The 22,582-nt window shown below is 62.5% G+C and carries 18 protein-coding genes and 2 tRNA genes; 15 read left to right on the top strand and 5 right to left on the bottom strand.

Annotated features, from left to right (window positions below):
- The first annotated feature begins 90 nt into the window (after positions 1–90).
- Both MF4836_RS09665 and pdeM read left to right on the top strand, forming a co-directional pair.
- The gene (locus tag MF4836_RS09665; RefSeq protein ID WP_078470135.1) at positions 91–2,586 is read left to right on the top strand and encodes a ligase-associated DNA damage response DEXH box helicase; all 2,496 of its coding nucleotides are present in this window, start codon (positions 91–93) and stop codon (positions 2,584–2,586) included.
- Complete coding sequence (pdeM, locus tag MF4836_RS09660; RefSeq protein WP_078470134.1) at positions 2,583–3,239, top strand: ligase-associated DNA damage response endonuclease PdeM; 657 nt, start codon at positions 2,583–2,585, stop codon at positions 3,237–3,239. Before MF4836_RS09665 ends, pdeM begins: the two co-directional genes overlap by 4 nt.
- Before the next feature lie 37 nt (positions 3,240–3,276).
- Here pdeM and MF4836_RS09655 read toward each other — a convergent pair whose 3' ends face one another.
- Together MF4836_RS09655 and dcd are read right to left on the bottom strand one after the other, a co-directional pair.
- Entirely contained in the window at positions 3,277–3,486 is a 210-nt protein-coding gene (locus tag MF4836_RS09655; protein WP_078470133.1) for a hypothetical protein, read from the bottom strand.
- Between the two features lie 105 nt (positions 3,487–3,591).
- The gene (gene dcd / locus MF4836_RS09650; protein ID WP_017129950.1) at positions 3,592–4,158 is read right to left on the bottom strand and encodes a dCTP deaminase; all 567 of its coding nucleotides are present in this window, start codon (positions 4,156–4,158) and stop codon (positions 3,592–3,594) included.
- A gap of 352 nt (positions 4,159–4,510) precedes the next feature.
- On the opposite strand from dcd, the gene MF4836_RS09645 reads away from it, so the two are divergent.
- Positions 4,511–4,720 carry a cold-shock protein gene (locus MF4836_RS09645; RefSeq protein ID WP_002554837.1) on the top strand — a complete coding sequence of 70 codons (210 nt, stop codon included), beginning with the start codon at positions 4,511–4,513 and terminating at the stop codon, positions 4,718–4,720.
- A gap of 123 nt (positions 4,721–4,843) precedes the next feature.
- Here MF4836_RS09645 and MF4836_RS09640 read toward each other — a convergent pair whose 3' ends face one another.
- Positions 4,844–5,851 (bottom strand): DUF481 domain-containing protein, encoded by a 1,008-nt coding sequence (locus MF4836_RS09640; protein WP_078470132.1) that lies wholly within the window; start codon positions 5,849–5,851, stop codon positions 4,844–4,846.
- Between the two features lie 161 nt (positions 5,852–6,012).
- On the opposite strand from MF4836_RS09640, the gene MF4836_RS09635 reads away from it, so the two are divergent.
- The 4 genes from MF4836_RS09635 to MF4836_RS09620 all read left to right on the top strand — a co-directional run bounded on the left by MF4836_RS09635 (position 6,013) and on the right by MF4836_RS09620 (position 10,792).
- Complete coding sequence (locus MF4836_RS09635) at positions 6,013–6,366, top strand: MGMT family protein (protein ID WP_078470131.1); 354 nt, start codon at positions 6,013–6,015, stop codon at positions 6,364–6,366.
- Positions 6,367–6,408: 42 nt separating this feature from the next.
- On the top strand, positions 6,409–7,974 hold the full coding sequence (locus MF4836_RS09630) for an AmpG family muropeptide MFS transporter (protein ID WP_078470130.1): 1,566 nt from the start codon (positions 6,409–6,411) through the stop codon (positions 7,972–7,974).
- Between the two features lie 129 nt (positions 7,975–8,103).
- Positions 8,104–9,819: a proline--tRNA ligase gene (locus MF4836_RS09625; protein ID WP_078470129.1), complete on the top strand. Its 1,716-nt coding sequence runs from the start codon at positions 8,104–8,106 to the stop codon at positions 9,817–9,819.
- A 19-nt stretch (positions 9,820–9,838) separates the two neighbouring features.
- Positions 9,839–10,792, top strand: a complete 954-nt coding sequence (locus tag MF4836_RS09620; RefSeq protein WP_078470128.1) for a hypothetical protein — start codon at positions 9,839–9,841, stop codon at positions 10,790–10,792.
- 47 nt (positions 10,793–10,839) lie between these two features.
- Here MF4836_RS09620 and dinB read toward each other — a convergent pair whose 3' ends face one another.
- Positions 10,840–11,901, bottom strand: coding sequence for a DNA polymerase IV (dinB, locus tag MF4836_RS09615; RefSeq protein ID WP_078470127.1), 1,062 nt, complete (start codon positions 11,899–11,901; stop codon positions 10,840–10,842).
- Between the two features lie 295 nt (positions 11,902–12,196).
- On the opposite strand from dinB, the gene MF4836_RS09610 reads away from it, so the two are divergent.
- The 5 genes from MF4836_RS09610 (at position 12,197) to MF4836_RS09590 (ending at position 17,520) form a co-directional block, all read left to right on the top strand.
- Positions 12,197–12,273 (top strand) — tRNA-Met (locus MF4836_RS09610).
- Positions 12,274–12,479: 206 nt separating this feature from the next.
- A tRNA-Met gene (locus MF4836_RS09605) sits at positions 12,480–12,556 on the top strand.
- Positions 12,557–12,837: 281 nt separating this feature from the next.
- Entirely contained in the window at positions 12,838–15,486 is a 2,649-nt protein-coding gene (mprF, locus tag MF4836_RS09600; protein WP_078470126.1) for a bifunctional lysylphosphatidylglycerol flippase/synthetase MprF, read from the top strand.
- On the top strand, positions 15,486–16,769 hold the full coding sequence (locus MF4836_RS09595) for a virulence factor family protein (RefSeq protein ID WP_078470125.1): 1,284 nt from the start codon (positions 15,486–15,488) through the stop codon (positions 16,767–16,769). Before mprF ends, MF4836_RS09595 begins: the two co-directional genes overlap by 1 nt.
- Positions 16,770–17,229: 460 nt before the next feature.
- Positions 17,230–17,520 (top strand): DUF3077 domain-containing protein, encoded by a 291-nt coding sequence (locus tag MF4836_RS09590; RefSeq protein WP_078470124.1) that lies wholly within the window; start codon positions 17,230–17,232, stop codon positions 17,518–17,520.
- A gap of 61 nt (positions 17,521–17,581) precedes the next feature.
- On the opposite strand, the gene MF4836_RS09585 is transcribed toward MF4836_RS09590, so the two are convergent.
- The gene (locus MF4836_RS09585) at positions 17,582–19,423 is read right to left on the bottom strand and encodes a potassium transporter Kup (protein ID WP_421548324.1); all 1,842 of its coding nucleotides are present in this window, start codon (positions 19,421–19,423) and stop codon (positions 17,582–17,584) included.
- A gap of 368 nt (positions 19,424–19,791) precedes the next feature.
- Between MF4836_RS09585 and rimO the strand changes: the two genes are divergently transcribed.
- The 3 genes from rimO (at position 19,792) to MF4836_RS09570 (ending at position 22,517) form a co-directional block, all read left to right on the top strand.
- Positions 19,792–21,129: a 30S ribosomal protein S12 methylthiotransferase RimO gene (gene rimO, locus MF4836_RS09580; protein WP_078470122.1), complete on the top strand. Its 1,338-nt coding sequence runs from the start codon at positions 19,792–19,794 to the stop codon at positions 21,127–21,129.
- 121 nt (positions 21,130–21,250) lie between these two features.
- Positions 21,251–21,724 carry a GNAT family N-acetyltransferase gene (locus tag MF4836_RS09575; RefSeq protein WP_078470121.1) on the top strand — a complete coding sequence of 158 codons (474 nt, stop codon included), beginning with the start codon at positions 21,251–21,253 and terminating at the stop codon, positions 21,722–21,724.
- Positions 21,725–21,806: 82 nt separating this feature from the next.
- Positions 21,807–22,517, top strand: coding sequence for an rRNA pseudouridine synthase (locus MF4836_RS09570; protein ID WP_020296541.1), 711 nt, complete (start codon positions 21,807–21,809; stop codon positions 22,515–22,517).
- The last annotated feature ends 65 nt before the right edge of the window (positions 22,518–22,582 follow it).

Here is a 22,582-nt window from a genome sequence, read left to right as displayed (position 1 = left end):
CGCCTTGAGCGGCGCCGCGGCCAACGCGATTAAACTAGTCGCCCGCTCCCGCGGTCTCTGAATCAGGAAGTTCAGAGCGCACGCCCCTGCATGGCCAAGACCTGCGACTACGCACACCAGTGGTTCAACACCCAAGGCTGGAAGCCCTTCACCTTTCAAAAGGCGGTGTGGGCGGCGGTCAAGCGTGGCCAGTCGGGGGTGCTGCACGCCAACACCGGCGCCGGTAAAACCTACGCCCTGTGGTTCGCCGCGCTCAATCGCTACGCCAGCTCGACCGCACCCGGTACCAGCGATGCTCCACGCCGGCGCAAGCCCGTGGCGCCCCCGCTGACCGTGCTCTGGATCACCCCGATGCGCGCCCTGGCCGCCGACAGCGCCCGTGCGCTGCAGGCGCCGCTGCCCTCTCTGGGCATTGCCTGGAGCGTCGGCCTGCGCACCGGAGATACCAGCGCTGGCGAACGCGCACGCCAGGGCCGGCGCCTTCCCACGGCGCTGATCACCACTCCGGAAAGCCTGACCCTGCTGCTGGCCCGCGCCGATGCCGAAACCGCGCTGGCGACCTTGCGCATGGTGGTGGTGGATGAATGGCACGAATTGCTTGGCAACAAGCGTGGCGTGCAGCTGCAACTGGCCCTGGCCCGCCTGCGCCAATGGCACCCGGAACTGATCGTCTGGGGCGTTTCCGCCACCCTGGGCAACCAGGCTTATGCCGAACAGGTACTGATCCCCCAGGGGCCGGCCCTCAGCGTGCAAGGCGACAACCGCAAGCCATTGCAGGTCGACACCCTATTGCCGGCGGTCATCGAGCGCTTCCCCTGGGCCGGACACATGGGCCTGCGCCTGCTGCCCCAAGTGGTGGCAGAAATTGACGGCAGCCCCAGTTGCCTGGTGTTCACCAACACCCGCGCCCAGGCCGAGGTCTGGTATCAGGCGCTGCTCGAAGCACGGCCGGATTGGGCCGGCCTGATCGCCCTGCACCACAGCTCCCTGGCCCGGGAAACTCGTGACTGGGTGGAGCGCGCGCTCAAGGATGGGCAACTCAAGGCGGTGGTCTGCACCTCGAGCCTGGACCTGGGGGTGGATTTCCTGCCGGTGGAGCGGGTGCTGCAGATCGGTTCGGCCAAAGGCGTGGCGCGCCTGATACAGCGCGCCGGCCGCTCGGGCCATGCGCCGGGGCGCGCCTCGCGGGTGACCCTGGTGCCGACCCACAGTCTGGAACTGATCGAAGCTGCCGCCGCACAGGACGCCGTGGCCCAGCGCCGCCTCGAACCGCGCACCTCGCCGCACAAGCCCCTGGACGTATTGGTGCAGCACTTGGTGAGCATGGCTTTGGGCGGCGGTTTCGAGCCGGCGCAACTGCTGCAGGAAGTACGCAGCACCTGGGCCTACCGCGACCTCAGCGACGCCGAATGGGCCTGGGCCCTGGCCTTTGTGCGCCACGGCGGGCTGTCCCTGACCGCCTATCCCGACTACCGCCGGGTGGAGCCGGACGAACAGGGCATCTGGCGCGTGCCGGATGCGCGCCTGGCCCGCCGCCATCGCATGAGCATCGGCACCATCGTCAGCGACGCCAGCCTGCAATTGAAGTTCTGGAGCAAGGGCGGTGGCGGCAAGACCCTGGGTAATGTCGAGGAAGGTTTTATCGCCCGCCTGCGTCCGGGAGATGGTTTTTTGTTCGCCGGCCGCCTGCTGGAACTGGTGCGGGTGGAAAACATGACTGCCTATGTACGTCGCAGCACCGCGAAAAAGGCCGCCGTACCGCGCTGGAACGGCGGACGCATGCCACTTTCCGGGGAGCTGGCAGCTGCGATGATCCGGCGTTTTGGCGAAGCTGCCCAAGGCCAGTATCGCGGCCCGGAAATGCAGCGGGTGCAGCCCCTGCTGGAGCTCCAGCAACGCTGGTCGAGCCTGCCGACGCCGCAGACACTGCTGGCGGAAACCCTGAAATCCCGCGAAGGCTGGCATCTGTTTCTTTACCCCTTCGCCGGCCGCCAAGTGCACCTGGGCCTGGCCAGCCTGCTGGCGTGGCGTATCAGCCAGCGCCAGGCCATCACCTTTTCCATTGCGGTCAACGACTACGGCCTGGAACTGCTCAGCGCCACGCCCATCGACTGGCACCACTCATTCAACGGCGAGCTGTTAAGCCGTGAGCAACTGCTGCCCGATGTCCTGGCCAGCCTCAATGCCGGGGAGCTCGCCCAACGGCGCTTTCGCGAAGTGGCGCGTATCGCCGGCCTGGTGTTCGCCGGTTACCCCGGCGCGCCGAAAAGCACGCGCCAGGTGCAGGCGTCCAGCAGCCTGTTCTTTGAAGTGTTCAAACAATACGACGCCGGCAACCTGCTGCTGGCCCAGGCTGCCGAGGAAGTGCTGCGCGAAGAACTGGATGTGCAGCGCCTGGAGCAGACCCTGGCCCATATCAGCCAGTTGCGGCTCGACCTGCATGCCATCAAACGCGCAACGCCCCTGGCATTTCCGTTGCTGGTGGAGCGTTTCAGGGAAAGCATGAGTTCGGAAAAACTCGCCGACCGTATCGCGCGGATGGTCAGCGACCTGGAAACCTCGGCTGACCGCGCAGGCCGATCATGAGCGCGCACTGCCCGGTCACCCTGGCGGGTGAAACCCTGTGGTTGCTGGCGGAAAAAGCCATCTACTGGCCCGCTCGGCGTTGCCTGCTGATTGCCGATGCGCATTTCGGCAAGGCCGCCGCCTATCGCAGCCTGGGCCAGCCGGTACCCCGGGGCACCACCGCGAGCAACCTGCTGGTGCTTGAAGGGTTACTGGCCAAACTGGACTGTGAGCGGCTGATCTTTCTCGGCGACTTCCTGCATGGCCCGGGCTCCCAGGTCGAGGCCACCCTGGCGCCCTTGCGTGCCTGGCGTCAGCGGCATCAGGCACTGCAAGTAACCTTGATCCGCGGCAACCACGACCAGCGGTCCGGCGATCCGCCGGCCGACCTGGATATCGAGGTGGTCGATGAACCGCTCAGCCTCGGGCCCTTCGCGCTGTGCCACGACCCCGTCCCACGCGCCGGCCAGCACGTACTGGCCGGCCACGTGCACCCGGTGTATCGCTTGCAGGGCAAGGGCCGGCAAAGCCTGCGCCTGCCGTGCTTTCAACTGGGACATGAAGTCAGCCTGCTGCCGGCGTTCGGCGCCTTTACCGGCGGCTATCGAATAGCGCCGATGCCGGACAGCCGGATCTATGTAGTGGGTGAGCAACGGGTCTGGCCAGTCAGTTGAGCGTCCAGCGCAGCGCCTGACTGGCCATCGACCGGCCTCAGGCCACGGGGACGGGAGGCGGTTCGTCCGGCAGGGTCGGTTCGCCGGGCTCGGTAGGCTGGTTGGGTTGCGGGGTATCGGGATCAGGCTGGCCAGGGATGCCGCCTGCCATGCTGGCCGGATGGGCCAGGAGGGACCAGGCCAGTACACCGACCTGATTGGGTTCAAGCCTCGCCAATTCGGCGCTTATTCGCGGATCGATCTTCATAGGACACTCCTGAGCTAAGCGCGGCCCGCCTTGCGCGAACCGGGGCAGTACACTCATAGAGTGCCTGCCGGCTCAGGAATTCCCACAGTTCGTCAGATCAATGACTCAGGTACGCGGCAGAGTCACGCCACGCTGGCCCTGGTACTTGCCGCCACGGTCCTTATAGGACACTTCGCATTCTTCATCTGATTCCAGGAACAACATCTGTGCCACGCCTTCATTGGCGTAAATCTTCGCCGGCAGCGTGGTGGTGTTGGAGAACTCCAGGGTCACGTGACCTTCCCACTCGGGCTCCAGCGGGGTCACGTTGACGATGATCCCGCAGCGCGCGTAGGTGCTCTTGCCGAGGCAGATGGTCAGCACATTGCGCGGAATACGGAAGTATTCGACGGTGCGCGCCAGGGCGAAGGAGTTCGGCGGGATGATGCAGACGTCGCTTTTGATATCGACGAAGCTCTTTTCGTCGAAGTTCTTCGGGTCCACGGTGGCCGAATTGATGTTGGTGAATACCTTGAATTCATCAGCGCAACGCACGTCGTAGCCGTAGCTCGAGACACCGAAGGAAATCACCCGGTCGGCGCCTTCGCCACGCATCTGGCGCTCGACGAAGGGTTCGATCATCCCGTGTTCTTGCGCCATGCGGCGAATCCACTTGTCCGATTTGATGCTCATGGCGGGTGTCCTGAAATAGCGAGGTGGAAAAATTCTGTCCGGCATCTTACCGGGGCAGGTCGCCGGGTTCAAAGACTGGGGCGTTTTTCTCGCTAATCCCCGCAATCCCTGGGGCTTCCCGGGGTTGCCAGACACCGTCAGTCACGAAAACAGAGAAACCTTCGCAAAGACCATTGGCACGTTCCGGAAAAAGGGTTAAGGTGGCGCCACTGTGCTGCTTGTGTCACTGAGAATCTCTACACGATGTTGAATTTCGATCCAACCATCTCCAAGAATTTTTCCTGCTCTTTGCACTCAGTCTCGGCCAGGGCTTTTCCTGAGTCGCAGTTAACTTTGTCCAAGGAGATACACCATGTCTAATCGCCAAACCGGTACCGTTAAGTGGTTCAACGATGAAAAAGGCTTCGGCTTCATCACTCCACAATCCGGTGACGACCTGTTCGTACACTTCAAAGCAATCCAATCCGACGGCTTCAAAAGCCTGAAAGAAGGCCAACAGGTTTCTTTCATCGCTACCCGCGGTCAGAAAGGCATGCAAGCTGAAGAAGTTCAAGTTATCTAACTTGTACTGATCCAGTAAAAAGCCCCGCCCTCAAAAGCGGGGCTTTTTTGTGCCCGTCTGTTTTGTTTGCAGCGCTGCATCTCAAGACGGACCGAGCCCTCAGGCCCGCCTTGAATCAGCCAACTACCAGGTGACGCCAAAACCTGCGGTGTAGCGAGTCTTGCTCAGGTCGCTGTCTTCGGTGCCACTGATCACGTCTTTCTCGGCCTTGAGATTGAGGGAAGCCCAGTCGGTAACCTTGTACCGCAAGCCCATCTCGGCATCCAACGCGTAATCCGCCACGCCCGACAACGGCCTGCCCACCTCGCCCGTGGTGAAGAATTCGACTCGCTTGCCGATCAGGAAGCGGTTGTAGTCCCACTTCATGGCCAGGGAATAGAAGTTGTCCTTGCCGCCATCGGAATATTCGTAATCGGTACGGTTGAGCAGCGAGCCCAGGGAGAACGCACCCAACTCGTCATCCCAGAACTGGTAGCCCGGACCGGTACCCACCACCCGCTGACGAGACAGGTCTTCAACCTTGTCGCGCTTGTAGGTCAGCCGCCCCTGCCAGAACCACTGATCAGTGATAAAGCGATCCAGCGCGTACTCGGCTCGCCAGTTGTCCGTGGTCACCACGTCATCCTGGAACTCGCGGTTGTACTCGCCTTCGGCGGTGTGCCGCCATTTGCCGTGACGGGCCGAGGTCTTGAAGTCGACGTCGTAGTCGTCGGTATCCTTCTCCGCGCGCTGATAATCCAGGGCCACGTCGACGTGCCCTTTCCAGATCAGATCCTCGACCACCGGCTTGGGCTTCATGATCTGCTGGATACTGGCCAGCTCGACCGTGCGCGGCGCCTCACCATTGGCCAAAACCACCTTGCCATCATCGGCAGGCTTCAGCGATTTGGCCTTCTCGCCGGTGTAGGCGTCTTGCTTGACCAGCAGCTCCTGATCGCTTTCCAGGGTCTTGACCTGTTTCCAGTCGATCGGGATCGCCCCGGCGTAGTCGGTCTGGATCAACAGCTTTCCGCCGTCGAACACCTTGATCTTGCCGCTTAACCGGTCACCGTTCTTTAACCAGACGGTGTCGGCCAGCAAGGGCGTGGAGGCGCTGAAGACAGCGAGGCACAGCAGGGTTCTTGGCAACATAAGCAAATACAGGGCTCGAGTTTGCGAAAAAAAGCGGCATTATCCCGTTGGATCAGGCCTTAGCTAGGACTGACCCAGGCATTTATAGTGAGTTCAATTCTCACTCCCTATTAAATGACTGTCCCGACCAACGACCGACAGGCAGATCAGGAACCACAAACGTGACCGAACTGAGCGACGCCGCTGAAAGCCCCGCGCAAATCCGACGCACGGCACTCTACCTGACCCTGGCCCAGGTGCCATCCGGCAAGGTTGTGAGCTACGGCCAATTGGCGGACATGGCCGGCTTGGGGCGAGCGGCGCGCTGGGTCGGACGCACCCTCAGCCAATTGCCGGCCGACACCCGCCTGCCCTGGCACCGGGTCCTGGCCGCCGGCGGACGTATCAGTTTGCCTGCGGGCAGCCCCTCGGGAGATGAACAGCGTGCGCGCCTGCGCGATGAAGGTGTCGTTATCCTGAACAATCGGGTGGATATTCGGTGCCATGGCTGGCGCCCGGTAGAGCACAGCGGTTAGAGTGCGCGCTTTGTTTCCGCAATCTGAGGCAGACTCCAGCCCATGCCCCGTAAAACCTGGCGCGCCGCGCTCGCCGCCTATGCCAGCCCCTCGACGCTCGTGCTGTTGCTGCTTGGTTTCGCCGCCGGCTTGCCATACATGCTGGTGTTTTCGACCCTTTCCGTCTGGCTGCGTGAGGCCGGTGTGGCCCGCGAGACCATCGGCTATGCCAGCCTGATTGGCCTGGCCTATGCCTTCAAGTGGGTGTGGTCACCCCTGCTCGACCAATGGCGCCTGCCACTGCTGGGCAAACTGGGCCGCCGCCGCTCCTGGCTGGTGCTGTCCCAGACCCTGGTGATTCTCGGCCTGATCGGCATGGGCTTCTGCGACCCGCAAAAACATTTGTCCTGGTTGATCGCCATTGCCGTGGTCGTGGCCTTCGCCTCGGCCACCCAGGACATCGCTGTCGACGCCTATCGCCTGGAAATCGCCGATGACAGCCGCCAGGCCGCCCTGGCTGCCAGCTATATGTCCGGCTATCGAATTGCCGCGCTGCTGGCGACCGCCGGCGCGCTGTTCTTCGCCGAAGGTTTCGGCTCCACCGGCTTCAACTACAAGCACTCGGCCTGGACCGGCACCTACGTCCTGTTTGGCTTGCTGATGGTGCCGGCCTTGCTGACCACCCTCTTCATGCGCGAGCCGCCGGTGCCGCTGCGCACTCAGTTGTCAGCCGGGCGCTACAGCTTTGTTCACCAACTGATGTCAGTCTTCGTGCTGATCGTGCTGCTGGTCTCGGTACCGGCCATGTTCACCCAGCTGTACAACACCGACTTCGCCAGCGTGCTCTTCGGCGGTGCCAGCCCGCTTGACCTGCTGCTGGACGACCGCGCCTTCCTGCGGGCGATTCTCTACATCACCCTGACCACCCTGTGCCTGTCCACCATGGGCCGCCGTGGCCTGGCGCCGGTACTGACACCGGTCAACGACTTTATCCTGCGCTACCGCTGGCAGGCCTTCCTGCTGCTGGGCCTGATCGCCACCTACCGCATGTCCGACACCGTGATGGGCGTAATGGCCAACGTGTTCTACATCGACCAGGGCTTCACCAAGGACCAGATCGCCAGCGTGAGCAAGATTTTCGGGCTGATCATGACCCTGGTCGGCGCCGGCATGGGCGGGCTGCTGATCGTGCGCTTCGGCATTTTGCCGATTCTGTTCATCGGCGGCGTCGCCTCGGCCGGCACCAACCTGCTGTTCCTGATGCTGGCCGACATGGGCGCCAACCTGCAGATGCTGGTGGTGACCATTTCCCTGGACAACTTCAGCTCAGGCATGGCCACCTCGGCGTTCGTCGCCTACCTGTCGAGCCTGACCAACCTCAAGTTCTCCGCCACCCAGTACGCCCTGCTCAGCTCGATTATGTTGCTGTTGCCGCGCCTGATCGGCGGCTACTCCGGGGTCATGGTGGAAAAGTTCGGTTACCACGACTTTTTCCTGATCACCGCCCTGCTCGGCGTGCCGACCTTGATCCTGATCGCCCTGCACTGGTTCCAGGAAAGTCGCCGCTCCGGGCCGACTGCCACGCCGGAACCCGTCACGACGCCTGCCGCCGCCAGCGAAAATTCATAGCAAACCCCGGGGGTTGCGGGCTTTGGCCAGCCTCCCCCGCCCGGCCCGGCCACACGCCTGTACGCCAGCGGATCTCGCCCGTACAATGCTCCGTCATTTCTCGTCATCAGCAACCGACAACGGCCAACCATGCGCACCAGTCAATTTTTGCTCGCCACACAGAAAGAAACGCCTTCCGACGCGGTCGTCATCAGCCACCAGCTGATGCTGCGCGCCGGCATGATCCGCAAACTCGCCTCGGGCCTGTACACCTGGCTGCCGATGGGCTTGCGAGTGATGCGCAAGGTCGAAGCCGTCGTTCGTGAAGAAATGAACGCCGCCGGCTCGCTTGAAGTGTTGATGCCGAGCACTCAGCCGGCTGAGCTGTGGCAGGAATCCGGGCGCTGGGAAGAGTACGGCCCCGAGTTGCTGCGCTTCAAGGATCGTCACGGCCGCGACTTCTGCGCCGGCCCGACCCACGAAGAAGTGATCACCGATCTGATGCGCAACGAGTTGAGCAGCTATAAGCAGCTGCCGATCAACCTGTACCAGATCCAGACCAAATTCCGCGATGAAATCCGCCCACGCTTCGGCTTGATGCGCGGCCGCGAATTCATCATGAAGGACGCGTACTCCTTCCACGCCGACCAGGCATCGCTGCAAGTCACCTATGACCGCATGCACCAGGCCTACTGCAACGTCTTCACCCGCCTGGGCCTGAAATTCCGCCCGGTTGAAGCCGACAACGGCTCCATCGGTGGCGCCGGCTCCCACGAGTTCCACGTATTGGCCGAATCCGGCGAAGACGACATCGTCTTCAGCAACGGTTCCGACTACGCGGCGAACATCGAGAAAGCCGAAGCCGTGCCACGGGAAACGTCCCGCCCTGCACCAAGCGAAGAGCTGCGCCTGGTAGACACCCCGGAGACCAAGACCATCGCGGCCCTGGTGGATAAATTCAATCTGCCGATTGAAAAGACCATCAAGACCCTGATCGTGCACGCCGAAGAAGAAGGCAAGCTGATCGCCCTGGTGATCCGTGGCGACCACGAACTCAACGAAATCAAAGCCGCCCAGCAGCCAGGCGTGGCCAGCCCGCTGGTCATGGCCTCGGACGCCGAACTGCGTGACGCCATCGGCGCCGGCGCCGGTTCCCTGGGCCCGCTGAACCTGCCACTGCCGATCATCATCGACCGTTCGGTCGAGCTGATGAGCGACTTCGGCATCGGCGCCAACATCGACGACAAACACTACTTCGGCGTCAACTGGGAACGCGACCTGCCGGTTCCGACCGTTGCCGACCTGCGCAACGTGGTGGCCGGCGATCCGAGCCCGGATGGCAAGGGCACCCTGGAAATCAAGCGCGGCATCGAAGTCGGGCACATCTTCCAGCTGGGCAACAAGTACAGCAAGGCGATGAAGTGCGAAGTGCTGGGCGATAACGGCAAGCCGGTGACCCTTGAAATGGGCTGCTACGGCATTGGCGTCTCCCGCGTGGTAGCCGCTGCCATCGAGCAGAACAACGACGCCAACGGCATCATCTGGAGCGACGGCCTGGCCCCGTTCCAGATCGCCCTGGTGCCACTGCGCTACGAAACCGAACAGGTGCGCGAAGCCACTGACAAGCTGTACGCGGAACTGACCGCTGCTGGCTTTGAAGTGCTGCTGGACGACCGCGACAAGAAAACCAGCCCGGGCATCAAGTTCGCGGACATGGAGCTGATCGGCATTCCTCAGCGGATCGTGGTCAGTGACCGCGGCCTCGCCGAAGGCAACCTGGAATACAAGAGCCGCACCGAAGCCGAGGCACAAGCGTTGCCGGTGGCTGACGTACTGTCCTTCCTCCAAGCCCGTATCCGTCGCTGAAACCAGATCAAGAGAAGTCATGTTCAAGCGAAACACCTTAAGCCTCGGTGGTGCCGCCCTGTGCGGCACCCTGTTGCTCAGCGGCTGTGCCAATCAGATGTCACAACGCAGCGAGCACGAGGAGCGGGTCGAGCGTAAATTGCTCGATCACAGCCTGCAGATCGATGTCGGTGAGCCTAAGGTGCTTGAGCTGCCGCAACGCCGGGTTCGTATCCACGAGCAAAAGACCTTCGAAGTCACCGAATTCGAGGTCACCCGCCGCTATGATCGCTACACGCCCTACCAGCCCTGGCGCGAACTCTACGAGATCCCGGCAGGCCTGGTGGCGGTCGTCGCCGGCGTCGGCGCCAATGTGGTCAACGTCTTCGCCCTGGGCAACCTGCCGGACAGCGTCACCAAGGACTGGATCAGCTACGGCGTAGCCGGGCTCAACCCGTTCATGAACGTGCAATCCCACGGTCGCGCGCAGCAGAACCTGGCGGGCATCGATGAAGTCCAGCGCGACAAGCGCGTGGAGTATTCGAGCCTGCCTTGGAGCGAGCGCCCGGTGCAGGTCACGGCCGGCAAGCTGACCCACGAGCTGAGCACTGACCGCAACGGCGTGTTGCGCCTGAACCTGCTGGACAGCCCGTTCTCCGAACAGGACCTGAACCACGTCGGCAAGCTGCTGATCCGTGTCGAAGATGCCCAGGATGACGTGCACACCGACTCCTCCCTGGCCATCAGCGGCAACCTGCGCAACAAATTGCTCGAAGCGCACACGCTGATCTACGACGACCTGGAAGACGACGAAGTGAGCCAGTGGGTACACCGGGTCAAGCGTCTGTCGGAACTGGGCCTGGAAGAAGAAGCCAGCGAGCTGGAACAGAGCCTGATCGAACTGACCCGCAACGACCCGGAACTGCAAAGCGAATTTCTCAAGTCGCTGACCAAGAACGCCGGCCGTCTGGTCGCCGACCCTGGCGCCAACTGACCCCCTGCGCAACCGATCGCCGGCTTACCGGTGATCGGCTTGCCACCTCAGCGATTGAACAACTCCAACTGTTCATGCCCGCCGCGCAAATCCTGCAATCGCACGCCAATCCCCAGCAAGCGTACCGGCTTGCCGCCGCGCTTGAACGCCTGGGTCAGCAACTGCTGATAACTTTCCAGATCCCTGCCGGCCCCCGCCTGCTCCAGCGTGGTTTGGGTGAAGTCGTGGAATTTCACTTTGACGAACGGCTTGCCCGGTCGATAGCTGCTGTCGATACGTTCGATGCGCCCGGCCAGGGTCGCCATCAGCTCGGGCAGCTTGTCCAGGCAGGCTTCCAGATCCGGTAGATCGACGTCGTAGGTATTTTCCACGCTGATCGATTGCCGGCGGCTGTCGTTCTGCACCGGGCGCTCATCGATGCCCCGCGCCAAGCCCCACAGCCGCTCGCCAAAACTGCCGAACTCGCGCACCAGCGCCAGCTTGGCCCAGTCGCGCAACTCCTCACAGTTGACGATACCGAGCCGGCCCAGCTTGTCGGCCGTGACCTTGCCCACGCCATGCAACTTGTTGACCGGCAGCGCCGAGACAAAATCCTCCACCAGGTCCGGGGTGATCACAAACAAGCCGTTGGGCTTCTTCCAGTCACTGGCGATCTTGGCCAGGAACTTGTTCGGCGCGACCCCGGCCGACACCGTGATATGCAACTGATTGGACACCCGGCGCCGAATATCCTGGGCGATGCGCGTGGCACTGCCGGCGAAGCTCTGGCTGTCGGATACATCGAGGTAGGCCTCATCCAGCGACAGCGGCTCGATCAGGTCGGTGTAGTCGCGAAAGATCGCCTGGATTTCCTTCGACGCCTCGCGGTAGGCGTCCATCCGCGGTTTGACGATGGTCAGGTCCGGGCACAGGGTCAGGGCGTGCCGCGAAGACATTGCCGAACGCACGCCATAGGCCCGCGCTTCGTAATTGCAGGTGGCAATCACCCCGCGCCGCTCCGCCGAACCGCCCACCGCCAGCGGCTTGCTGGCAAGCGTCGGATCATCGCGCATTTCGATGGCGGCGTAGAAGCAATCACAGTCGATATGGATGATTTTGCGCTGCGTCATATAAAGGCAGAGTTCACGGACAGAGGTAACAATAAACCGGGCCGGCAGTATCTCACTGACACCTGTATATAGCACCAGTGCTTTGATTCCTCTGATATGAATGTAGGAAAAATCCGCGATGAATTTATTTCTTCAATCGTTCGCCCCCCTTCAATAGAGCTGAAAGCCCCGTGCGACAGGCCTCGCAGCCGCTTCCAAGGCCCCACCAGAGGCGCTAAGCGATTGAAGGAGAAGAGGTTTTCTTGAATTAGCATTTGACAGCCCAGCATTCCTCTGTAGAATGCCGACACACAGACGCGGGATGGAGCAGTCTGGTAGCTCGTCGGGCTCATAACCCGAAGGTCGTCGGTTCAAATCCGGCTCCCGCAACCAAACATCAAAAAAGGCTACTCGAAAGAGTGGCCTTTTTTGTGTCCGCAGGTTTTACCCCTTCCCGGCTCAGCCAGTCCGAAGCAAAAGCAAAACCCCTTGCAGGACCATGACTTACCCGCACTGATAACCGTTCAACGCTTATTTGACCCGTTTCTGCATTAACGGTTGACACTCAAGCGTTCGTCTGTAGAATGCCGCCACACAGACGCGGGATGGAGCAGTCTGGTAGCTCGTCGGGCTCATAACCCGAAGGTCGTCGGTTCAAATCCGGCTCCCGCAACCAAACATCAAAAAAGGCTGCTCGAAAGAGTGGCCTTTTTTGTATCTGTCGAAAAAGTTCTTTCGCAACAATGATCTGGCAATGTATGGCGATGCGTCAGCCGGCGCCCCCGACTCTTCTTATGCAGACTATGCTCAGTCGCAAACGACACCCTTTTGACACGCAAGGGTGCACAGTCGTCGACCATGGCAAGACGCGTTAATATTTGAAATTATTTTTTCTACAGGGATTGGTAACTTGGCTGGATACCTCCATCCTGTCGCGCACAATCCAAGAGGTGATTGATGCGCGCCAACTCGTCTGATTCACAAGACACCGATACCGTTACAGCGACCCAACCGATCACAGTCACTCGTTTGCGCTGGCTGGACCTATTGAGCAAATACCGCCAGCCCATCGGCCTGGCCGTGACCCTGCTGCTGTTCGCCATCGCCCTGATCGCCTGTCGCCACCTGCTGAGCGAGCTCGACCTCTACGCCCTGCATGACTCGATTCTGGAAGTGCCGAAACCGGCGCTGCTGGGCGCCTTGGGCGCAACCATTGTCGGTTTCATCATCCTCCTGGGATATGAATGGTCCGCCAGCCGTTATGCCGGCGTCGACTTGCCGGCGCGGACCCTGGCCCTGGGCGGCTTCACCGCCTTTGCCATTGGCAATGCCATCGGGCTGTCACTGCTGTCCGGCGGTTCGGTGCGCTACCGACTCTATGCCCGGCATGGCGTGGGCGCCTCCGATGTGGCCCATATGACCCTGTTCGCCAGCCTGTCCCTGGGCTGCGCGCTGCCGCCGCTGGCTGCATTGGCCACCCTGAGCAACCTGCCGGCGGCCTCCGCGGCCCTGCGCCTGCCGGAAAGCCTGCTGGGCGGGATTGCGCTGGCGGTCCTGTTGCTGGCTGCCGTGCTGACCATCGGCATTTACCGTCGGCGCCTGCCGGAACAACCGCTGCGCGACAACCTGCTGGTCAAGGCCGGGCGTCGCACCCTGCGCCTGCCGGGCCGACGCCTGACCCTGCTGCAATTGCTGATCACCGCATTCGACGTCGCCGCTGCCGCCACCGTGCTGTATCTGCTGTTGCCCGAGGCACCGCCCTTCGGCGCGTTCCTGCTGGTGTACCTGCTGGCCCTGGCCGCCGGTGTGCTCAGCCATGTGCCCGGCGGTGTCGGGGTGTTCGAGGCGATTCTGCTGGCCGCCTTCGCCGATCAATTGGGTGCCGCGCCTCTGGCCGCCGCCCTGCTGCTGTACCGGCTGATCTATGTGGTGCTGCCGATGCTGGTGGCGTGCATTCTGCTGCTGATCAATGAGGCGCAACGGCTATTTCAGTCTCGCCAATCGCTACGGGTCGCCTCTGGCCTGGCCGCGCCGATCCTGGCGGTGCTGGTATTCCTGTCCGGGGTGGTGCTGCTGTTTTCCGGGGCCACGCCGGAGATCGACACCCGCCTGCAACACATCGGTTTTCTGATCCCCCATCGCCTGGTGGATGCCTCGCACTTTGGCGCCAGCCTGATCGGCGTGCTCTGCCTGCTATTGGCCCAGGGCCTGCGCCGGCGCCTGTCGGCGGCCTGGATGCTGACTACCATCTTGCTGCTGGTGGGCGCCCTGCTCTCGCTGCTCAAGGGCTTCGACTGGGAAGAAGCCTGCCTGATGACCCTGACCGCCAGCCTGCTGGCGGTGTTCCGGCGCTCGTTCTATCGCCCGAGCCGTCTCACCGAGCTGCCGTTCTCGCCGCTGTACCTGGTGGCCAGCGTCTGCGTCCTGGGGGCCTCGATCTGGCTGCTGCTGTTCGCCTATCAGGACGTGCCCTACAGCCATCAGCTGTGGTGGCAGTTCACCCTGGACGCCGATGCCCCACGTGGCCTGCGCTCCCTGCTGGGTGCCGCGGTGTTGCTGGTGGTGGTCTCGCTGACCTGGCTGCTGCGCACCGCGCGCCCGGTGATCCACCTGCCCACCCCCGAAGAGCTGGAAAAAGCCGCCAAGATCCTTATGGCCTCCTCCCAGCCCGATGGCGGCCTGGCCCTGACCGGTGACAAGGCGCTGCTGTTCCACCCCAACGACGACGCGTTCCTGATGTACGCCCGTCGCGGGCGCAGCCTGGTGGCACTGTACGACCCGATCGGGCCGACCCAGCAACGGGCCGAGATGATCTGGCAGTTCCGTGACCTGTGCGACATCCACCATGCGCGCCCGGTGTTCTACCAGGTGCGTGCGGAGAACCTGCCGTACTACATGGACATCGGCCTGACCGCGATCAAGCTCGGTGAAGAAGCCCGGGTCGATCTCAAGCGCTTTGATCTCGAAGCCAAGGGCAAAGAGATGAAGGACCTGCGCTACACCTGGAACCGAGGCACCCGCGACGGCCTGTCGCTGGAGATCCACGAACCCGGTCTTGCGCCGATGGACGAGCTGAAAGTCATCTCCGACGCCTGGCTGACCGGCAAGAACGTGCGCGAGAAAGGCTTCTCCCTCGGCCGTTTCAGCGATGAGTACCTCAAGCACTTTCGCATCGCCATCATCCGCTTCGAAGGGCGCCCGGTGGCCTTTGCCAACCTGCTCGAGACCTACGGCCATGACCTGGCCAGCCTCGACCTGATGCGCGCCCACCCCGACGCGCCCAAGCTGACCATGGAATTCATGATGGTCGGCTTGATCCAGCATTATAAAAACCATGGCTACGCCCGTTTCAGCCTGGGGATGGTGCCGTTGTCAGGCCTGCAACCGCGTCGCGGCGCACCGCTGACCCAACGCCTGGGTTCGATGGTGTTCCGCCGCGGCGAGCAACTGTATAACTTCCAGGGCTTGCGCCGCTTCAAAGACAAATTCCAGCCTGACTGGGAACCCCGTTACATGGCCGTGCCCGCCGGACTCGATCCGCTGGTTGCCCTGGCCGATACCGCCGCCCTGATCGCGGGCGGCTTGACTGGATTGGTGAAACGCTAATGATTCAACGCTCTTGGCGGTATGTACTGGCCACCCTGGTGGTGCTGGCCCTGATGGCGGGCGGTGGTTACTGGTTCTGGAATCGTCCAGCCCCCGAGCCGACCCTGGAACACCTGAGCCAGGCCGATGGCTCGACCATGACCCGCGTCATCCCCGGCACCACGCCCAAGGCCCAGGTGGCCGTGGCGGTCCTGGCCGACGCGACCCTCAGCGACAACCAGCTGCTGGCCCTGAGCCGGGGCGGTGCCGCGCAGATCGTGCAAGTGATCGTGCCCAAGGACGACTGCAAGGCCCAGGAACAAGCCCTGCAAAACGCCCTCGGCCAACTCAACGGCCCAGCGACCCTGGTCAGCGGCATCGGCCCGGGCGCAGCCCTGGCCTGGCGCTGGGTAGCGACCCAGAACAATGACAAGGCCCAGGCCGTGTCGGTGGGCTTCACCATCAACGAGCCAGGCTGCAGCGACCCACTGCCGAAAACCCTGGCCCACGGCCATTGGCTGGTGGCCTGGAACGACAACCCGGACGACGAAAGTGCCGGTTTCGTACGCGACACGCCGAACGCCACCACCAGCATCAGCGACTACGACATTCACCTGCCCCAGGTGCTGAACAACGAACTGCGCAAACTGCTGGTGGGCTCGGAAAACGGCGGCCTGAATATTCCGGTGGTGGAAGTCCCGGCCGGCCAGGCCAAGGACACCGTGACCCTGTTCCTCTCCGGTGACGGCGGCTGGCGCGATCTGGACCGCGATGTGGCCGGGGAAATGGCCAAGATCGGCTTCCCGGTCGTGGGCATCGACACCCTGCGCTACTACTGGCAGCACAAGACTCCGGAACAAAGCGCCACCGACCTCACCGAGCTGATGCAGCACTACCGGCAGAAATGGGGCACCAAGCGCTTTGTGCTGACCGGTTACTCGTTCGGTGCCGACGTCTTGCCGGCCATCTACAACCGCCTGCCGGAAGCCGAGCAGCAGCGAGTGGACGCCATTATCCTGCTGGCCTTCGCCCGCACCGGCAGCTTCGAGATCGAAGTCGACGGGTGGCTCGGCAATGCCGGCAAGGAAGCCGCCACCGGCCCGGAAATGGCCAAGCTGCCCGCCGCCAAAGTGGTGTGCATCTACGGTGCCGAAGAAGTCGACGAAAGCGGCTGCACCGACAAGACCGCGGTGGGCGAAGCGATGAAGCTGCCCGGCGGCCACCACTTCGACGAGAACTACCCGGCCCTGGCCAAGCGCCTGGTGGATGCCATCGAGAAGCGCCAGAGCAAAGCCGAGGAGTGATTCCGACGCTGCGCAAACAGCCTCCGCCGCCTTAGGGTTGCGGGGGCTTTTTTACGCGTGCTGCAGCCGGGAACCGAGGGTCGGCGGCAACATGCCGTACCGTTTGGCTGCGCAATACCGGATGACTCCCGATGACCTCGTAGGCAAACTCCGAGAATTGCGCAGGAGGTGCGTTTTGGGCACTTTGCTGCCTTGTTGGCCTGCGCTTCGACGGGCCAGGCTCCGGGTGTCGCTGACTATTCAGTGACCGGGCTTGGAAACCCGAAGAATCTGGGCAACTAGCACCCCCGTTGTGATTGCAGACGAATTAACGCCTGCAGTCCATCAGTTATGGCGGCTGTGCGCGGGAGACCTTCGAGGTCTGCCGGTTTCCTGGTTCCCGGTTTTCCAACCTGCGCACAGCTGCCACCCATTCGCTTGGAAACGAACGTGGTAGCTCCTCAAATTCAGGAGTTGGACCATGAACAAAGCAAACCCGCCTCAGCTATCAAACCTGAAAACTGTCGGCTTAACCCATTTCATCTACTGCTCAGACCATCCCCTATTCCAGGTCAGCCCCGGCGTCCCCATCGGCGAAGCCCTGGCCCAAGCCTCCGACCTGCTGTCCCTGGCCAAGGCCTTCGCCGAGGACGCCGTCTACAGCAGAGACAGCGACCGCCACGCCTGGGCCGCCCATTACCTGACCGCCTTGGGCAAGGCGGTGATTGACGATGTGCTGCAAGGGCTGAGCCTCGAAGTCGCCCGCCATTGATCCCCCAGAAACCAAAAAGCCCCCGCTGCCGGCAGGCAACGGGGGCTTTTTTGCGGGGCGCTTACATCTCGACCTGGGTCCCCAGCTCGATCACCCGGTTCACCGGCAGGTTGAAGAACCGCAGGTTGCCGTTGGCGTTTTTCAGCATGAAGGCGAACAGCGCCTCGCGCCAACGGGCCATGCCCACCAGCTTGGAGGCAATCACCGTCTCGCGGCTGAGGAAGTAGGTGGTACGCATCGGGCTGAAGTCCAGGTCGTCCAGATGGCACAGCTTCAGGGCTTCCGGCACATCCGGCTCGTCGGTAAAGCCAAAGTGCAGGATCACCCGGAAGAAGCCCTCGCCGTAGGAGTCGACCTCAAACCGCCGCTGCGCCGGCACCCGGGGAATATCCTCATACACCACCGTCAGCAGCACCACTTGCTCGTGCAGCACCTGGTTATGCAGCAGGTTGTGCAACAAGGCGTGGGGCACCGCGTCCGGACGCGCAGTGAGAAACACCGCCGTGCCCTGGACCCGGTGCGGCGGCTGCACGCGGATACTGCTGATAAAGATCGGCAGCGGCAGGCCACCTTCGTCGAGGCGATCCACCAGCAATTGCTTGCCGCGCTTCCAGGTGGTCATCAGCACGAACAGCACGATCCCGGCGATCACCGGGAAGGCACCGCCCTGGACGATTTTCGGCACGTTGGCGGCGAAATACAGGCCGTCCACCAGCAGGAAACCAATGGACACCGGCACCGCCAGGATCGGTGGCCATTTCCACAGCAGCAGCATCACCGCCGACACCAGCACCGTGGTCATGAGCATGGTCCCGGTCACCGCGACGCCGTAGGCCGAGGCCAGGGCTCCGGAGGACTCGAAGCCCAGCACCAGCAGGATCACGCCGACCATCAGCGACCAGTTCACCGCGCCAATGTAGATCTGACCTTGTTCGGCACTGGAAGTGTGTTGAATGTGCATGCGCGGGATGTAGCCGAGCTGGATCGCCTGGCGAGTCAGGGAGAAGGCGCCGGAAATCACCGCCTGCGAGGCAATCACCGTGGCCAGGGTCGACAGGCCGACCAGGGGAATCAGCGCCCAGCTCGGTGCCAGCAGGTAGAACGGGTTGCGCGCGGCTTCCGGATCGCCCAGCAGCAAGGCGCCCTGGCCGAAGTAGTTCAGCACCAGCGCCGGTAGCACCAGGATGAACCAGGCACGGGCAATCGGCTTGCGGCCGAAGTGGCCCATGTCGGCATACAGTGCTTCAGCACCGGTCAGGGCCAGGACCACCGCGCCGAGGATGGCGACGCCGATGCCCGGGTGCACGATAAAGAAGCGCACGCCCCACACCGGGTTCATCGCGTTCAGGACTTCCGGGTGCTGCAGGATGCCGTACACCCCCAGGGCGCCGAGCACCACAAACCAGGTGACCATGATCGGCCCGAACAGGATGCCGATGCGCGCAGTGCCATGGCTCTGAATCAAAAACAGCGCCACCAGCACCACCAGCGACAGCGGCACCACCCAGTGGTCGATGCCGTCGAACGCCAGCCCCAGGCCCTCGACCGCCGAGAGCACGGAGATAGCCGGGGTAATCATGCTGTCGCCGTAGAACAGCGCCGCACCGATCAGCCCGCACACCACCAACAGGCTGCGCAGCTTCGGGTGCCCCGCCGCCGCGCGCCGCGCCAGGGCGGTCAGGGCCATGATCCCGCCTTCACCCTGGTTGTCGGCCCGCAGCACGAACATCATGTATTTGAATGACACGACCCAGATCAGCGACCAGAAGATCAGCGCCAGGATCCCCAACACCCCATCATGGTTGACCTGGACCCCATAGCCGCCGGAAAACACCTCTTTAAGGGTATAGAGCGGGCTGGTACCGATATCGCCATACACCACCCCGACTGCGGCTACCAGCATCCCCAGAGGCTTGGCCGCAGAATGCTCGCCGCCCACCGCCTGACTACTTGCCTGACCCATCTACCACCACTCCTACTACCCAGACCGGGGCTTGATATGAAAAGCCTGGCAACAAGAACACGCCAAGCCTTAAAACCTGCGCAGCATGCGCTGTTTTACCTGTTGTTACAGACGAACGGTTGACTGCGTCATTTCACTAGCAAGCAACGGCGCGAAGCATAGCGCAGCACTCGTCGTATTTCCCTGCATAAAGCTGGTCAAGTGCTTTCAGCATCGCTAGAATTGCGCACTTTTTGATCAGAGGCGCAGCCAGCGCCCAACCGTCGCACTTGCCCCCCAAGTGATTCGACACCATACCGAGGTTAGACATGTCCACCCCCTCCACGCCGGCCAACCCGAAAGTCGGCTTCGTTTCCTTGGGCTGCCCGAAAGCCCTGGTCGACTCCGAGCGCATCCTTACCCAACTGCGCATGGAAGGCTATGACGTGGTGTCCACCTACCAGGACGCTGACGTCGTGGTCGTCAACACCTGCGGCTTTATCGACTCGGCCAAGGCTGAATCCCTGGAAGTGATCGGCGAAGCCATCAAGGAAAACGGCAAGGTCATCGTCACCGGCTGCATGGGTGTGGAAGAAGGCACTATCCGCAACGTGCACCCCAGCGTACTGGCCGTCACCGGCCCGCAACAGTACGAGCAGGTGGTCAACGCCGTGCACGACGTGGTGCCACCGCGCCAGGACCACAACCCGCTGATCGACCTGGTGCCGCCCCAAGGCATCAAGCTGACCCCGCGCCACTACGCGTACCTGAAGATTTCCGAAGGCTGCAACCATAGCTGCAGTTTCTGCATCATCCCGTCGATGCGCGGCAAGCTGGTCAGCCGCCCGGTGGGTGATGTGCTCGACGAGGCCCAGCGCCTGGTCAAGTCCGGCGTGAAAGAGCTGCTGGTGATCTCCCAGGACACCAGCGCCTATGGCGTCGACGTCAAATACCGCACCGGGTTCTGGAACGGCGCACCGGTGAAAACCCGCATGACCGAGCTCTGCGAAGCCCTGAGCAGCCTCGGCGTCTGGGTCCGCCTGCACTACGTGTACCCGTACCCGCATGTGGACGAGCTGATCCCGCTGATGGCTGCCGGCAAGATCCTGCCGTACCTGGACATCCCGTTCCAGCACGCCAGCCCGAAAGTCCTCAAGGCCATGAAACGCCCGGCCTTCGAAGACAAGACCCTGGCGCGGATCAAGAACTGGCGCCAGATCTGTCCCGAGCTGATCATCCGCTCGACCTTTATCGTCGGCTTCCCGGGTGAAACCGAAGAAGACTTCCAGTACCTGCTGAACTGGCTGACCGACGCCCAGCTCGATCGCGTCGGCTGCTTCCAGTACTCGCCGGTGGAAGGCGCGCCGGCCAATGACCTGGACCTGGACGTGGTGCCCGATGACGTCAAGCAGGACCGTTGGGAGCGCTTTATGGCGCACCAGCAGGAAATCAGTTCGGCGCGTCTGCAACAGCGCATCGGCAAGGAAATCGAAGTGCTGATCGATGAAGTCGACGAGAATGGCGCGGTCGGCCGCTGCTTCTTCGACGCTCCGGAAATCGACGGCAACGTGTTTATCGATGGCGCAGGCGATCTCAAGCCGGGCGACAAAGTCTGGTGCCGGGTTACCGATGCAGACGAATACGACCTGTGGGCCGAAACCCTGTAACGGGTAAAAAAAATCGAAAAGCCCTGCTCTCTTCCCGAGATGCGGGGCTTTTTTAGGTCTATCGTTTGCTCAACAGACGGCCTCCATCAAGGCGGCCAGGCACAACACAGGACCCGGCGGCATGCGCCAGCACGCGATCATCCACACCCCGAAAAACAGCGACTACGCGGAACTGACCCGGGTCTGGGAGGCGTCGGTACGCGCCACCCACGACTTCCTGCCGGACAGCTACATCGAACTGCTGAAAAATCTGGTGCTGACCCGCTACCTGGATGCGGTGATGTTGATCTGCACCCGTGACCATCGCCTGCAGATCACCGGGTTTGCCGGGGTGGCCGCGGGCAAGATCGAGATGCTGTTTATCGACCCGGCCCATCGCGGCCAAGGCCTGGGCCGGCAGTTGCTCAAGTACGCCGTCGAGCACCTGAATGCCTGCCAGCTGGACGTCAACGAACAGAATCCCCAGGCCCTGGGGTTCTATTTCAAGCAAGGCTTCGAAGTCATCGGCCGCACGGAACACGACGGCATGGGCCAGCCTTATCCGCTGCTGCACATGCGCTTGAAACAGCCGCACCTGCAAGCCGGACGCGGCTAAAAGCCACAACCGGCAAATGGACCCGGGATTAACCGGCGCCAGGCAGGTACAATGCCCACCCCCTTTTACTGCGGCCCCTGTCATGACTGACCCGATTCGTCTCTCCAAACGCCTCATCGAACTCGTCGGCTGTTCCCGCCGGGAGGCTGAGCTGTTCATCGAGGGCGGCTGGGTCACGGTGGATGGCGAGGTGATCGACGAGCCGCAGTTCAAGGTTGAGAACCAGAAGGTCGAGCTCGACCCGGAGGCCAAGGCCACCGCGCCGGAGCCGGTGACGATTCTGCTGAACGTGCCGGTGGGCATGGATGCAGACAGCGCCATGGCCAGCATCAGCGCCGACACCCTGAGCGAGGAGCATCGCTACGGCAAGCGCCCGCTCAAGGGGCACTTCCTGCGCCTGACCGCCAGCAGCGACTTGCAGGCCAACGCCAGCGGCCTGCTGGTGTTCACCCAGGACTGGAAGATTTTGCGCAAGCTCACCGCCGACGCCAGCAAGATCGAGCAGGAATACGTGGTCGAGGTTGAAGGCGACATGGTGGCTCATGGCTTGAACCGCCTGAATCACGGTCTGACCTACAAGGGCAAGGAGCTGCCGCCGGTCAAGGCCAGTTGGCAAAACGAAAACCGCCTGCGCTTTGCCATGAAAAACCCGCAACCGGGCGTGATCGCCCTGTTCTGCCAGGCCGTCGGCCTGAAGGTCGTCGCCATCCGTCGGATCCGCATCGGCGGCGTGTCCATCGGCAAAGTGCCCCTGGGGCAATGGCGCTACCTGTCCGGCAAAGAGAAGTTCTAAGACCTCTGCCGCCGCCTTACATTTCGGCGCCGCAGCTTATGCGGCGCCCACTGCTGAATATCAGG

This window comes from Pseudomonas sp. MF4836, assembly GCF_002018875.1.
Taxonomy (GTDB): Bacteria; Pseudomonadota; Gammaproteobacteria; order Pseudomonadales; family Pseudomonadaceae; genus Aquipseudomonas.
The sequence above is the reverse complement of the archived record's forward strand: the minus strand, read 5'-3'. Positions and strand labels throughout refer to the sequence as shown.